The organism is Bacteroides sp. 1001302B_160321_D4 (assembly GCF_015667765.1).
GTDB lineage: Bacteria > Bacteroidota > Bacteroidia > Bacteroidales > Bacteroidaceae > Bacteroides > Bacteroides xylanisolvens.
Genome location: NZ_JADPLO010000046.1, coordinates 43,231 through 55,516 on the forward strand (window position 1 = coordinate 43,231; position 12,286 = coordinate 55,516).

17 protein-coding genes are annotated in these 12,286 nt (G+C 39.7%); 3 read left to right on the forward strand and 14 right to left on the reverse strand.

Annotated elements, in window-relative coordinates; genetic code table 11:
- Window positions 1-12: 12 nt before the first annotated feature.
- From KFO40_RS17245 to KFO40_RS17260, 4 genes are all read right to left on the reverse strand, one after another.
- Entirely contained in the window at window positions 13-552 is a 540-nt protein-coding gene (locus KFO40_RS17245; protein ID WP_049702384.1) for a hypothetical protein, read from the reverse strand.
- Window positions 549-896 carry a hypothetical protein gene (locus KFO40_RS17250; protein WP_049702385.1) on the reverse strand — a complete coding sequence of 116 codons (348 nt, stop codon included), beginning with the start codon at window positions 894-896 and terminating at the stop codon, window positions 549-551. Before KFO40_RS17250 ends, KFO40_RS17245 begins: the two co-directional genes overlap by 4 nt.
- 528 nt (window positions 897-1,424) lie before the next feature.
- Window positions 1,425-1,712, reverse strand: coding sequence for a hypothetical protein (locus KFO40_RS17255; RefSeq protein ID WP_049702386.1), 288 nt, complete (start codon window positions 1,710-1,712; stop codon window positions 1,425-1,427).
- The gene (locus tag KFO40_RS17260; protein ID WP_175353592.1) at window positions 1,709-1,906 is read right to left on the reverse strand and encodes a hypothetical protein; all 198 of its coding nucleotides are present in this window, start codon (window positions 1,904-1,906) and stop codon (window positions 1,709-1,711) included. The genes KFO40_RS17255 and KFO40_RS17260 overlap by 4 nt, the downstream gene beginning before the upstream one ends.
- Window positions 1,907-1,933: 27 nt before the next feature.
- On the opposite strand from KFO40_RS17260, the gene KFO40_RS17265 reads away from it, so the two are divergent.
- From KFO40_RS17265 to KFO40_RS17275, 3 genes are all read left to right on the forward strand, one after another.
- Window positions 1,934-2,080: a hypothetical protein gene (locus KFO40_RS17265; protein WP_175353593.1), complete on the forward strand. Its 147-nt coding sequence runs from the start codon at window positions 1,934-1,936 to the stop codon at window positions 2,078-2,080.
- A gap of 781 nt (window positions 2,081-2,861) precedes the next feature.
- Window positions 2,862-3,155: a type II toxin-antitoxin system HigB family toxin gene (locus KFO40_RS17270; RefSeq protein ID WP_049703307.1), complete on the forward strand. Its 294-nt coding sequence runs from the start codon at window positions 2,862-2,864 to the stop codon at window positions 3,153-3,155.
- A 50-nt stretch (window positions 3,156-3,205) separates the two neighbouring features.
- On the forward strand, window positions 3,206-3,613 hold the full coding sequence (locus tag KFO40_RS17275; RefSeq protein ID WP_049702388.1) for a helix-turn-helix domain-containing protein: 408 nt from the start codon (window positions 3,206-3,208) through the stop codon (window positions 3,611-3,613).
- Between the two features lie 47 nt (window positions 3,614-3,660).
- Here the strand turns inward: KFO40_RS17275 and KFO40_RS17280 are convergent, their stop codons facing one another.
- The 10 genes from KFO40_RS17280 to KFO40_RS17325 all read right to left on the reverse strand — a co-directional run bounded on the left by KFO40_RS17280 (window position 3,661) and on the right by KFO40_RS17325 (window position 11,812).
- Window positions 3,661-5,382 (reverse strand): hypothetical protein, encoded by a 1,722-nt coding sequence (locus tag KFO40_RS17280; RefSeq protein WP_175353594.1) that lies wholly within the window; start codon window positions 5,380-5,382, stop codon window positions 3,661-3,663.
- A complete protein-coding gene (locus tag KFO40_RS17285; protein WP_049702390.1) occupies window positions 5,379-5,981 on the reverse strand; it encodes a hypothetical protein in 603 nt (200 codons plus the stop codon). Before KFO40_RS17285 ends, KFO40_RS17280 begins: the two co-directional genes overlap by 4 nt.
- Window positions 5,981-6,271, reverse strand: a complete 291-nt coding sequence (locus KFO40_RS17290) for a hypothetical protein (protein ID WP_225474027.1) — start codon at window positions 6,269-6,271, stop codon at window positions 5,981-5,983. Before KFO40_RS17290 ends, KFO40_RS17285 begins: the two co-directional genes overlap by 1 nt.
- Window positions 6,268-6,759 carry a hypothetical protein gene (locus KFO40_RS17295; protein ID WP_225474029.1) on the reverse strand — a complete coding sequence of 164 codons (492 nt, stop codon included), beginning with the start codon at window positions 6,757-6,759 and terminating at the stop codon, window positions 6,268-6,270. Before KFO40_RS17295 ends, KFO40_RS17290 begins: the two co-directional genes overlap by 4 nt.
- Window positions 6,740-7,693: a hypothetical protein gene (locus KFO40_RS17300; protein ID WP_149943887.1), complete on the reverse strand. Its 954-nt coding sequence runs from the start codon at window positions 7,691-7,693 to the stop codon at window positions 6,740-6,742. The genes KFO40_RS17295 and KFO40_RS17300 overlap by 20 nt, the downstream gene beginning before the upstream one ends.
- The gene (locus tag KFO40_RS17305) at window positions 7,690-8,391 is read right to left on the reverse strand and encodes a hypothetical protein (protein WP_175353595.1); all 702 of its coding nucleotides are present in this window, start codon (window positions 8,389-8,391) and stop codon (window positions 7,690-7,692) included. Before KFO40_RS17305 ends, KFO40_RS17300 begins: the two co-directional genes overlap by 4 nt.
- Before the next feature lie 66 nt (window positions 8,392-8,457).
- Window positions 8,458-9,726 (reverse strand): carboxypeptidase regulatory-like domain-containing protein, encoded by a 1,269-nt coding sequence (locus KFO40_RS17310; protein ID WP_175353596.1) that lies wholly within the window; start codon window positions 9,724-9,726, stop codon window positions 8,458-8,460.
- A 33-nt stretch (window positions 9,727-9,759) separates the two neighbouring features.
- Entirely contained in the window at window positions 9,760-10,740 is a 981-nt protein-coding gene (locus KFO40_RS17315; RefSeq protein ID WP_175353597.1) for a hypothetical protein, read from the reverse strand.
- A gap of 54 nt (window positions 10,741-10,794) precedes the next feature.
- The gene (locus tag KFO40_RS17320; RefSeq protein ID WP_049702396.1) at window positions 10,795-11,253 is read right to left on the reverse strand and encodes a hypothetical protein; all 459 of its coding nucleotides are present in this window, start codon (window positions 11,251-11,253) and stop codon (window positions 10,795-10,797) included.
- Between the two features lie 79 nt (window positions 11,254-11,332).
- Window positions 11,333-11,812, reverse strand: coding sequence for a hypothetical protein (locus KFO40_RS17325; protein WP_049703309.1), 480 nt, complete (start codon window positions 11,810-11,812; stop codon window positions 11,333-11,335).
- Window positions 11,813-12,286 lie beyond the last annotated feature (474 nt).

The following is a 12,286-nucleotide window of genomic DNA, read 5'->3' on the forward strand; positions in this document are numbered from 1 at the left end:
AGTTTCCATATCTTACTTTGATGGATTCTTTTGTCTATACTTTGCATAAAAAGGTAGTATGAGAATGATTAGTAATATTGGGATACCAATGATTAAGCCATACTTGAATCCATCATCAATTCCGTCCGCGATAGAACCGCTGGCATTCTTTTGGGATTCGGATTGTTTGTTTTGCTGAAACGTGACGTCAGTCGTTGTTTCCTGTTTATCAGATATACGTGTAGTGTCATCTTTCTGAAGCAAAGTTTTGATCGTTGTCTTGCTCCCTTCAATCTCGATATTCGATATTGGGGGTAGTCCGGTAGATGGGTCTGCTGATTTCGTTGTGTCGAAGTTAACTTTAACTTTCCAGTCTTTACCCGTTTGTTCTTGGTTGAGGTTGAATCGTGAGTAGGTATCTTCGGTTCTAATTCGCAGTGCGGAATCTGTGATAGAAAGATTGCTTTGTTCTTGAGTACTACGATTGTTTTGAAGAGTACTACGGCAACTACACAGTAGCCAGGCAATAGCAAGGCAAGCAAGATAGATGAGAGTGTGTGCATGATGTTTCATTGTTTACGGTTGTTACACGTTAGGTTTACACATTTGAATCGTTTAAGATCAGCTATTTCTTTTTCGTTTTCTGCTATCTTTTTATCTTGGGATAGCTGGTTGCTTTCCAGCTTTTCTATACGGTAAGTCCATTTTGTTTCGCTTTCTATTTTCTCTTTTTTCATAGCCTCCTTGTCAGCTCGCAGGTCAGCGATTAGTTCCTGATATACATCTTGTACGGAACTAAGAGCTTTGGCTTCTGCTTGCTTCTTGGTGTATTTGAGCGTAATAACTCCAGTGATGGATGACAAGAGACCACCACCAAGCAAGAATGTGAGTAGGTTTTGTGTAATGACATCGTTCATGACCTTCTTTTTAAGCAAAGGTATCAGGTGTATGGCAGGCGATAAAGGACAGGGAGGAGAGCCGATTTTGGTAAAATAAATTTTCTTTACATTTTTTAAGGTGCAGCATATAAGGGAAATTGAAAAACTTTAGGTCGAAACTTTTTTTCAGGGCGGTGCGTGGTCTTGCGACAGATAAAGGGGAAATTTTTCCCCTTTATTCAACTGCTTCATTTGATAATCAGAATTTTCTGAATTTTGTTGTGGGAATTGCATGAGACAAGAAAAAAGCACAGGTATGTGATAACCTGTGCTTCTTAATGAAGAAACTAATGATTATTCCGGCAATAGAATTTTGATTAGTTCTTGAAGTTGTGCTGCCGCCCGTTGTCTTTCGTCAGCGGGAGTATTTGGATTGAGCAGCTTAGTTACGAGTTTTAGAGCTTGTTCTCTGTTCATTGCTGTTGAATTTGAATTGATTGAATGCATAACGTACAGATAGCCATACAGCTTTCTTTTCTGCATTTTGAATATTGTGTTGATAAAGGCTCATCGTTGACTCACTTTTTTTATCTTATTGTTGAAATCAAATTTAATAATTTTACAAGAGAATTTTTTATCTTGATTAGCAATAATCTTTTTCTTGTAATTGGTTAGCGTTTCAATTACAGCATCTATGCAGTTTTCTCTGATAGAACCTATTGTTGATTCTGCTGTCCCTATGTAAACTCCGTTCATATCAAAAATGGCGGATTCTCCCTCTATATGAATGAAACCTGACTTATTGTCTATAATGCGGCATTGCGAAGGGATAATTCGTTCTACATATTCCTTCATAGCTCGCCTCCTTTTCCATTAAATGTAATATTGACTGTGCCTCCATTGGCGTGGATTACAATACCTCTGTGCGATTTATTCACTCGGAGACGTTCGTTACCTTCTGCTACTTCAAGGCAAATGTTGGAAAGAGCTTGCTGAAGCTTTTCTACGGATATGTAGCGTCCGTTTGCGCTTTGGTTTTTCTTTTTCATTTTGGAGATCATTTAAAATGAAATAATATGTTGATTAAATACGGGAAGGGAACAAAAAAGTTCCGCTTTCCCGTTGATCTCCACCTGAAACAGGCAGTGGGCGCATTAACGCTCCACACGGGGGTCGGAACTATATCATGGGCTATGGACATAAAAAATGCCCGCAGCGAATAATTGGCGAGCCTACTCGCCTGTTTCAAATGGAGATCGCTACAAAGATGGTGAATCTTTTTTAATGAGCAAAATAAATCATTCTTTTTCTCATTAATTTCAATGTTGGAAAGTGCTTTCTGAAGCTTTTCTACGGATATGTAGCGTCCGTTTGCGCTTTGGTTTTTCTTTTTCATTTTGGAAGACAATTTAAAATGAAACAATATGTTGATTAATTGAAGGAGAGGGAATAAAAAAGTTCCGCTCCCCGTTGTCTTCCACCTGATTCAGGCAGTGGGCGCATTAACGCTCCACACGGGACGGAACTATATTTTATACTATGGGCATAAAAAATGCCCGCAGCAATTATGGCGAGCCTACTCGCCTGAACCAAATGGAAGACATTGCAAAGATGGTGATTCTTTTTGAATAGACAAAATGAATATGATTTTTTTGAGTTTGAAATAATCTATGTGTTGATATGGTATGTAATTGAGATGGCTAAAGAATTACATGGTAATAGAAAAGCGATTCATTAAGAAATCTTAGTTCGTTCCATATCTGTTTCCTTTTCGTTCCACCTAGGTCGAACGAAAGGGAAACCATTGTTGACTTTAAGTTCCACAGTGGTGGAACGAATTGGTTACTGTGAATGGGGATGGAAGTATTAGCTGGTGCAATGATTGTTTATTGTTATTTGGGGCTTATATAAGATCTACGATGTTGATTCATATTCTTTTTTGAAAATTAATTTGCAATATTGCAAATTAATTTGTATATTTGCAACGATATAATAAGATTTGAGATGATATTATCTAATAAATTGTTGTTAAGTGACTTTGTAAGGAAGCATTCGCAGGCGGTTAAACCGTTGAATGCTTGGGTTGAGAAGGTGGCGGAAGCTGTCTGGCAAAGTCATAATGATGTGAAAGCCACATTTCCTTCGGCAGACTACGTGAAGAATGGTAGATATGTGTTTAATATAGGAGGGAACAAATATAGGATTGTGGCTGTTGTATTATTCATCGGTGGAGTAATGGAACTAAGGTTTGTAGGTACTCACGAGGAATATGATAAAATAGATTGCTCGGAGATTTGACTCTCCGAGCAGTTAGTTGAATTGGACTAACCAACTTAATAAAAATAATTATGGCAGACAAAAACATCAACTGTATCACAACACGAGAACAGTATGATGAAATACGTTCTCGTATGGATGTATTAATTAAAGAAGCAACAAAAAAAGGATTGCTGGAGCCGGGAGAAGATAATGAATATGTTCGTGAAATATCCCGTCTTGCTAAACTAAGCGCAGAATATGAAGATAATTATTTGAATATTCTGCCTTTGAGAGTGAAAAATCCGCTTATTCAATGTATGGAAGACTATTTTTATAGTCGAAATTTAAAACGTAAGGATGCAGCGGAATTATTGGGGGTAAATGAGTCTGTATTTAGTCAAATAATGAATGGAAAAAGAAAAATTTCTGTGTCGTTGGCTAAAAAGTTATATACAGACCTTAATATTGATGCAAATTTGATTATTCAAAATTTGTAATAAATAAAATGATTCAATTAAGGGTAGGCTTATCAAGCCTACCTTTTTTATTTATTGTTTAAGAAGAATATACCACCAGTACTTGTTCCCGGTATAGTGAAATAGAAGTTCATCCCTAGCCATAACGTATCAAAGGCATCTGTAATGTGTGTTTTGTATTCGTCTGGATTGTCGGGAGTATCGGGTGTTCCTTCAGGCGTTTTATCTTTTTCAAATCCGTTCTTTCCTTGTTTAATTCCAGTCTGTTCCATTGCGATCTTCAAAAACTCATTTTGATACAGGTTTATTTGGATCCAAAGGAATTGCGGATCTCCTTTCAAGGTTAGGTCGATATTCAGATGTTTCCATTCATGTTTAGGAGCTTGGCCGACATATACCATTGTAACTTTATATCCGTTTTCTTTGAATACACGTTCGATGATATCTGCGTAAGTTTCGGTTGATGATCCGGATTCCCAAGTAAAAGTGTGGTCATAATAGACCACTACATCACGGTTTAGTTTTGGTCGGTAGTAATCGGCTATCATTTTGACTAGATCCTGTAGTTTGCTTGGTGTTTTGACATAAAAAGATTTGAGTACACGCATAGTATGATTATCCAACTGGCCGATAATAGCTGTCGATATGGAGGCATTGGAGTCGAATGCCAGATGCAGTTCTTTAGAGAAGTCAAGATCACCGTCGCCTAGACAGCCGCAAGCTGTTAATTTACTCCAGTTACTGCCAAGATCCCGGAGCCGTCCATTATCACCGGGTGTGTAGAAATGAATATTATCATCTAAAGCTGAATAGAACCCGTTTTGCACCCGGAATAAACGTTCATTCATAAATGCTGTACGCCAAATAAGAGGTGGAGAGTTGCGATACATTTGCCAGATGAAATCTTCTCCGAGTACTTCCAGGTTATCAAACACGTCATATTCACCATAGAAAACTGTATATTCTTTAGTCTTCCCCTGTTGTGGCTTAATAGGTGGTTGATATTTTCGTGCCAAGTCTAAATCATGCTGGTATTCTTTAATCATGCGCACCACATGGTCTGTCAGTGGCTTACGTTTATATTCCTGCACTTTTTTATATAGGTTTCGGATCAGGTTGATATGTGTCAGCGACATTTCATCTATCTTATCCAAGATCCATTTCCCCATTGAAGCGGTAGGCATATCTGTAGAGTAGCTGACGCTGTGATGGTGAGGACAGTCTCCAAAATATTGCCGGTTACCACGATTGGCGGGATCTACTTCGCTCTTTATTTTTTCGTAATTGAGGAACTTTGCTTCAGGGCCTATCACCCAATCAAGTGACATAGAGTTTGCAGACATTCCCTGGTTAAAGGAAAGAATCACCATGACGGTACCATTCCAAAAATGGAAAGCATTATTCCAACCATCAGCTAATACTGGACGTACTGGTTTGCCGAATCCCATGCTTTCCGGAGCTTTGTGACCAACAACATAATGAATGCCTTGTATGTATCCCCATTCGGCAAGTGCTTTGCAAATGGCCGGCAGTGTATTTCCCCAAGCTTTTGCATAGCTGGGAGAGATAAGTCCACCCAAAGAACCTGGCATTTCCCACACATTCCGTAGGATGATGCGTGCATCAATTCCTTCCGATTTACCGGTACCACGTGATGCGACTATATATTCGTCATGTGCGTTGATGGCCATTGCCTGTCGTTGCATTCTATTAAAGAATTTGTCTACGACTTCATTCTGCTTTCTTCTTAGTTCATAGGCGGATAGAACAGGAGAGATTTGCGTGTTCATTCTTCTTCCTCCTCTTCAATGGGATGAGTGTCCACTGCTTTCTTGTTTAACATTCCTTTAAACATACTGCGCATTCTTATTCGTTCTTCTTCAAGATTCTCTATCGGTTCGAGCCCCTCCAGTAATGTGACATCATCTGAAGGTTCAAAGGATGGAGGTACCAGTTGCGAGTAATCGAATTTTTCATCTTCCTTGTCAGAACGTGTATATTTGCCTATTTTATCCAATGCAGCAGCAGCTCCCTTTGCATCTTCTTTGTCCATTGCCATATTAAAAGCCTTTTTTCCACCTTCGACAATCATATACCGGTACCAGGCTTTGGCTGCAAGTTGTATGTTTCCTACTAGGCGGTTAATCATGCCTATGTCACGGTAGGCTTGCGATTGGGAGACCGGTTCCGTATTTCCTCCACAGCCGTGTAGTAGAAAGTTAACCAGTTCTGTATCTGGAATTAGTGGCTCTTCCATTTTTTTGCTTACGCACAACATCATACGTTTCTTAATCTCCATTTCTCTGGGTGAAAGGAGAGTTGTTGCTTCATCTTTGTCTTTGAATAAAGCACGTTCAATTCGTTCGTATGTGGGATCTTTCTTTGGCATTATTCATTAATACTTTGTTCTTTCATGTATTTATCGGCCAGTGGTTCAGCTGCAGGACTGCCGGCGATAGCTAGTTTGATGACTGTTTTCCGGAGGTTGAGCTTGGTCTGAAGTCTTCCCTGGTGATAAGCAGTATAGATAGGCGAACTATGATGATTTTTGCAAATATCACAGAAGAAGTCCCGTTGGTCAACTGGGATATTCAATAAAATGGCAATTTCCCCCGGTGGTAAGAGGGCGGAAGACATTTCTTTTATCTGTTGCAGAACTTCTTCGGATAAGGTCATCATTCTAATATATCATAGCGAATGGCATTTTCATACGCTTGGTTAAACATTTGTGAGAAGTATTCGTAATGTTTTCCGGAGGTAAAATAGAAACCATTTTCCCATCGGTGGTTTTGATTAAGGTTTGCAGATCCGGCAATCCCGAATTTATGTTGCCTATTCTCGACTAATAATAGTTTGGCATGACATGAATCAATTCGGATGGACGGACTAATATTTGAGGCAAACAGTAATAGATCGAGTTTATGACGTTTTACTGTCATATCCAGTAGAAGTGTCAGGCTTTCTATTTTTCTTTCGTCAGCGAGAAAAAAAAGAGGGCGTAGGCTATCTTCAGAGATACTGAATGTCATGATCTTCACTTTTGCTGGGCCGATCGCAGATAAAAGAGAGGGCAATACTTCATGTATTGCCCAGTCTCCCTTGTGCATAAACGGTTCAATAGAATCTGGACACAATGCAAGTGGAAAGTTATCCTGAAATCTTTTCACCTTGTGTTAGTGCTATTTCAGCCTCCAATGTGGCAAGTTCTGTCTGATACTTCTCAATACGGTCTAAAGCATTTTGCATAACGGTTTGTTTTCCATCTTTTTGAGCACGGTCAGCAGCTGCTTTACTGTTGGATATGTTGTTCTTCAAACGTTTGATTTGACGGGCTATTTCAATACCACGCACAATGCTGTTTTCACTGAATTCCGGTCTCTTTTCTTCTAATTGCAGATTTCCTTTTCCTTCAGCCCAGGAGTCAATCTGTTTCCATAGCTTGCGTCGTTCGTCGTCGAGCTTGCATAGTTCTTCAGCTATCGGTTGTCGTTCTTCTACAGGAAGTTCCGGATTTGCGACATCATTATGCAGGCTTGCATATAATGGGGCGATCTCCTTGATACGATTGTAGGCCTTGCGAATGGATGGATTGAGTGACTCTTCGGTAATGATTTTAACGCCTGGTGTACTTAAGGCGTTGATCTCATTACGTAGTTCTGTGAGTTCAGACATTTTTTCTTCGAATTGTTCCTGAAGGGAGACTAATTCTTCCGCATGATTTTCATTGTCGCTTTCTAGTTCGTCAACGCGAGATTGGATATCAGTGATTACTGTCTCCAGATTGATCATTTCCAGTTTCTTGCTTTCGATCGCTTCTTTCCGTTCGTCATCACTCATCGTTTTTACTACGATTATTTCCTCCATTGCTGCCGGGTAGATAGCAGGAGAAAATTTGATTTCCTTGTCAATCTTCGTGAGACTATTGACGAGTTGTGTAAAATGTGGATCGAAGATATGTGGAGCTTCTGGAGCTTTTGCAAAATAAGCAGAGAACCTTTTCTTGGCTGGTTCCTTTGCGAGTGCCTCGAAAAGAACTATACCGTCAGCGTATTTGCGCTGACGGTCGCCTAACCATTGAGTCAATTGTTCTTGTCTGGTCATACACTTGGAGATGGTGCGGGTTTTAATCCTGCTATGACTTCCATGTCAATTGGTGTTTGTAGGAAGATGGCTGAATAATTGGAGTCTACGGTAGCTGTGTAAGTGGTACCACGACGATCGGCTCTTGCTTTACCTCCGTTGAAAGATGGTGCGGTGGTTGCATACAAGCCGGGTTGCCCCAGGATCATTTGTTTGCCATCTGCATCTTCAAAGATATAATATCCTGGAGTGTTTTTGATTAGTGCATTGAATGCGTGCATTCCTGGAGTATTGCCAGGGAAAAAGAAACCGAGCGTACATTTATAGCTGATACCGTCGGCTTCTCCTTGCTGTTCTGCTTTATATTCAACGGTTGCTTCGGTACTGTATAGGTAAATAGGTTGTTTGTAAGTTCCTTCAGCTGGAAACGTAAATGATCCGGCTGCCGTTATTAATTCTTCGTTACTGGTTGCTTTTGATGGATCCGGTACGGTTGGAACAGTCTCAGGAGCATTAAAAGGAACAAAAAGCAACATTCCCTTATAACCTCCCATGTTGTTTTGACCAACTTCCCATTTTAATGGAGCGAATGCGGGACCGGCAGCCATCATGATTAAAGTATCTCCATTGAGATGGCACGTCTGCGAATGCAGTTCGGGGACTGTAATAACCAAAGCTACAAATAAAACGCAGAGAATCAAATAAATGTATTTTTTCATTTGTATAAAAGTTTAGAATAAATAAATAGGAGTGGCCAAACATGACCACTCTTTAGTTATTGAAGATTAAGAGTAGGTTCCGGTTGCGGTTACCACTTCTCCCGCTACTACTGTTACTTGTTTGTTAGCCGGTTTGTTTTTACCGTCCACAGCATTGAATTCAATAGTATAATTGCCAGGAGCCAGTCCCAAAATACATTGTCCATTAGTGCGGCTGGCTGCTTTCCCTTGAATGCTCCAAGTGCCGTTGTCGGCTCCGGTAATATCCACTTGAATAGCTCCGGTTTTACAATAATCACCGGCCAAATCAAGTGATTCATTCTTTTGCTCATTACAGCGGAAGGCCTTTTCATGCCAGTCACGAATACGAGTGTCATATCCGGTTTGTAACCAGAATTGCCATTCGTTCGGATCTTCGTAGATATCGCGGATTTGGCAGAATTTGGTTGCTGCCTGTGTGTTGAATGCGACGTCCATATTTCCTTTCTTTTGTAATACCAGACGTGAACCTTGTCCAAGTGCTTCATGAGATACGATTTCCAATGCTGGACACATTGCATCTTCACGGAGCAATTCAATCATGCGTTGCATGGATGGATATTCCTGCATACGTAGTTTGTTGCGCAAAGCTGCGCGTGCTGCTTTCAATACTGTTTCCGCACATTGTAATTGAGGAATACCTGACTTGGATGAACGCAGGTATGTATTTGCTCCTCCAATCCATTCAACTAGATTTTCGTATGCTGCATAGTCTGTGTCAGATGTCGGGGTAACAAAAAGACCTGATTGGGCGAAGTTGCCGCGAGCTGCGTTAACATCACCACCGGTAATCAGCATATCGATCTTAGTGAAGAGACCGTCAAATGCTCCGGACGGTGAGGAAGAGTCTTCGTCACGTTCGGCATGATAGAGTACATATACGACATCTTCAATGTGTGATTTTACTAACGTGAAAGCGACACGCGTTTCCAGTGGATGTTTTTTGTTAATGTTGCTAACCGGTTCGCCTCCTACAATCAGTAGTTCACCGTCATCATACTTTTGAGAGTTTTCCTTAGTGATGCAGACTACATCTTTGGGTTCGATAACTGAAGGTTCATAGCCAAGCAGTTTGTCAGTAAGGCGGAAATCCTTACCAATTTTGTAAGACTGGGTACCACCGGCACGACGACGTTCATTGATCAATGCGTGTTTGCCTTGCAGATCCATGACATTTAGTCCCAGTATAGCTGCTACTTCCTGCAAAGTTGCGAAAGGAAGAGCACGAAGACCCTTGTCATAAGTAACAAGAGTTTGGTTTAATTTAGATACGTCTATTAATTTGGGAGTAGACATAATTTTTAATAGTTAAGGGTGTGGTTATTAAAATTAAAGGAGACCGTCTTGTTTCAGACGTTCGGTGATGGCCTGATAATCTCCGGGATTTTTTTCGCAGAAGGTGGATAAATCATCCTTAGTTTCACTTGCTCCTGGTTCTGATTGCGGAGAGAGTCCGTTAGATCCGGGTGCAGGAACTTGCTTCAGGTTGTTTATCTGTTCTTTAAGTTGGGTGATTTCATCATCCTTCTGGGTACTTTCATTTTTGAGTTGCAAAATCTCCTGATCTTTGCTTTCTATGCTTGATTTCAGGGTTTTGATTTCTGTGACAGAAGATGCAAACTTTTCATCTACGTCTTTCTTTGCCTCTACCAGTGAAGTGTGTTCACTCTTCAAACGATTGAATTCACCATGTAATGAATCCAATCTTTCTGCTGATAACTCGGTATTTTCTGCATCTTCCTTATTGATTTTGAAAAAAGAGAGAAAAGCCGGCCATGTTGCTTTGAGATTCATTTTATTTTTAGATGTATGATTGGATAATTCTGGCACGATATGCGTGTCCATACCCGCTGCCAGGAGAACGGATGTGGAACGGTCATAAAGACGAACGGCATTGGAGTTGGCGGGAATATCTACAATCGATGCTTCTCTCAACTCGCATTCAGTGACAGTTTCTCTGGTTTGACCAGGTAACAGAACATCTTTGTTTGCTGATGTAGCTATGATTTTAATACCCACACTTGCGGCATTGAAAGTCCCTGCTTCGTATTTTGCGGCAATTTCTTTTGATAAATCATCAACTTTGTCAAAAATAGGAATGGCAGAAAGTTCGTCACCGTTAAGTTGTATATCCTCCCAATGGCCGATAGCTTTGTAGTCCCCCCAATAGGGTGAACCTTCATCGCGGAAATGCATATATAGCATGATAGGGTTCTTCTTAAATGCTTCGATTGACATTCCGGAAGTAAGAACCCGATAGCCGTAGCAGTTGAGTGATGAATCAGAAAGAATAATACGTTTTTGGCTCATTGCACTTATTTTGGTGCAATGATACATTTATTGAGAAGCCTATGGAAGGACGGATTACAGGCTGTAATACTGTAAAAGAGGATATTGTGAAGTCCCTGATAATTTGAGTTCATACCCTGTAAAATCAGTGACTTTTTTGCCGATAACCTTGGTTAGTTCTCCGAATAGTAAATATGTGCCGGTTCCGTATATATATTTGTCTCCGGCAGGATCCTGACAACGCAAAATGCACCCTTCTGTTATTCTGTTACGTAAATCATTTGCTGCTTCAGGAGCAAACAATGTTTGGGGAAGTTTAATTGCTGCTGAATGTTTATATGTAATTCCTGCCGCTGATTCGTTCGAGGTAACAGTAGGAGATTCAATGATACCCACTGTAGGGAGACGATGCCAGTCATGTCCCTTTATAATCTGGATACATGCTGTATTCTGATGAACAGCAAATAGGGATATTTCATTTTTGTATAGGATATCAGCGAATAATATGCCTCCCATATTGTTGATTTCTCTCATAATTTATTGATTTTCAATTAGTACACATTTTTAGAACACTTTTCGAACAAAAAAGGGACATTTAACTACACTTGCTAGGTTATTTTTTTAGGCGATTATAGCCCCTTTTTTTCTCTTTCCGACGAATATCAGCTCTCCATCGGTAGTAGTTCTTCTTGAACGCATCTTCCGTGATGGAGTCAATCCCATACATTGTCATGAAATTATGTATTCCATTAATGTATGTAATTCCGTAGCTGTGTTTCTGCTCGTCCAGGAAATCATGTACTTCTGCCCACAACATCCGGTCGATTTTTCTAACAAGAATAACTTGTGAGCGTTTTCCTAAATAGTTGTAGGTCTTGGGATTTTTGCCTGTACTGCGTTCTGGAAGATAAATCTCAAGATTACCCTGATCAATAGGCGGTATATTGATTGGGCGGCGTTCAAGCAGATCATAGATTATGTGATAGATATCAGTCTTGTCTGGGAAATGAATCGGAGAGTCCTGCATATTACAGAACTTTCCGATCAGATACTCCTTAAGATGTGGGGGAACTTCAATCTTAGTAGTAATCATATAAATCATAGTGGTTTAGGTGTGGAGCTAATATACAAAAAAGAACTGAATAATACTTCTTTGGCAATAAAAAATGTGTTTAATTCAAATACCCCTTTGTGAATGCGTACTATTTTTTTGTGCAATAGTACATTACTTCCTTAAATGTTCATATTATCCATTGAATATCAACTTGTTATTTCCGTACAAAATGCTGTACTTTTCAGTACGAAATTATAATGCTCCGTACAAAATAAGATTTTGTGCACTTTTGTACGGATTGTACGGTTTCGTACAAAAATCGTGCATCGTATAAATATTTGATTATTAATGTAATAAATAACGAAAATACAGGGCTTGCACGAAAGCACAAAATTTTCTACTATTTTTAGATAGGGTATTTTTAAGAAAGAAATAAAAACATTGTTGTCCCATTAAAATCTAAAAGAGTTCTTTGAAATATTTGAAATTTAGTTAGTTACAGCGATTTTCCGA

What these genes read in the sequence shown, in the direction of transcription:
- KFO40_RS17245 (WP_049702384.1), bottom strand. Translation starts at nt 552, where the DNA reads ATGAAACATCATGCACACACTCTCATCTATCTTGCTTGCCTTGCTATT.
- KFO40_RS17250 (WP_049702385.1), bottom strand. Translation starts at nt 896, where the DNA reads ATGAACGATGTCATTACACAAAACCTACTCACATTCTTGCTTGGTGGT.
- KFO40_RS17255 (WP_049702386.1), bottom strand. Translation starts at nt 1,712, where the DNA reads ATGAAGGAATATGTAGAACGAATTATCCCTTCGCAATGCCGCATTATA.
- KFO40_RS17260 (WP_175353592.1), bottom strand. Translation starts at nt 1,906, where the DNA reads ATGAAAAAGAAAAACCAAAGCGCAAACGGACGCTACATATCCGTAGAA.
- KFO40_RS17265 (WP_175353593.1), top strand. Translation starts at nt 1,934, where the DNA reads ATGTTGATTAAATACGGGAAGGGAACAAAAAAGTTCCGCTTTCCCGTT.
- KFO40_RS17270 (WP_049703307.1), top strand. Translation starts at nt 2,862, where the DNA reads ATGATATTATCTAATAAATTGTTGTTAAGTGACTTTGTAAGGAAGCAT.
- KFO40_RS17275 (WP_049702388.1), top strand. Translation starts at nt 3,206, where the DNA reads ATGGCAGACAAAAACATCAACTGTATCACAACACGAGAACAGTATGAT.
- KFO40_RS17280 (WP_175353594.1), bottom strand. Translation starts at nt 5,382, where the DNA reads ATGAACACGCAAATCTCTCCTGTTCTATCCGCCTATGAACTAAGAAGA.
- KFO40_RS17285 (WP_049702390.1), bottom strand. Translation starts at nt 5,981, where the DNA reads ATGCCAAAGAAAGATCCCACATACGAACGAATTGAACGTGCTTTATTC.
- KFO40_RS17290 (WP_225474027.1), bottom strand. Translation starts at nt 6,271, where the DNA reads ATGATGACCTTATCCGAAGAAGTTCTGCAACAGATAAAAGAAATGTCT.
- KFO40_RS17300 (WP_149943887.1), bottom strand. Translation starts at nt 7,693, where the DNA reads ATGACCAGACAAGAACAATTGACTCAATGGTTAGGCGACCGTCAGCGC.
- KFO40_RS17305 (WP_175353595.1), bottom strand. Translation starts at nt 8,391, where the DNA reads ATGAAAAAATACATTTATTTGATTCTCTGCGTTTTATTTGTAGCTTTG.
- KFO40_RS17310 (WP_175353596.1), bottom strand. Translation starts at nt 9,726, where the DNA reads ATGTCTACTCCCAAATTAATAGACGTATCTAAATTAAACCAAACTCTT.
- KFO40_RS17315 (WP_175353597.1), bottom strand. Translation starts at nt 10,740, where the DNA reads ATGAGCCAAAAACGTATTATTCTTTCTGATTCATCACTCAACTGCTAC.
- KFO40_RS17320 (WP_049702396.1), bottom strand. Translation starts at nt 11,253, where the DNA reads ATGAGAGAAATCAACAATATGGGAGGCATATTATTCGCTGATATCCTA.
- KFO40_RS17325 (WP_049703309.1), bottom strand. Translation starts at nt 11,812, where the DNA reads ATGATTACTACTAAGATTGAAGTTCCCCCACATCTTAAGGAGTATCTG.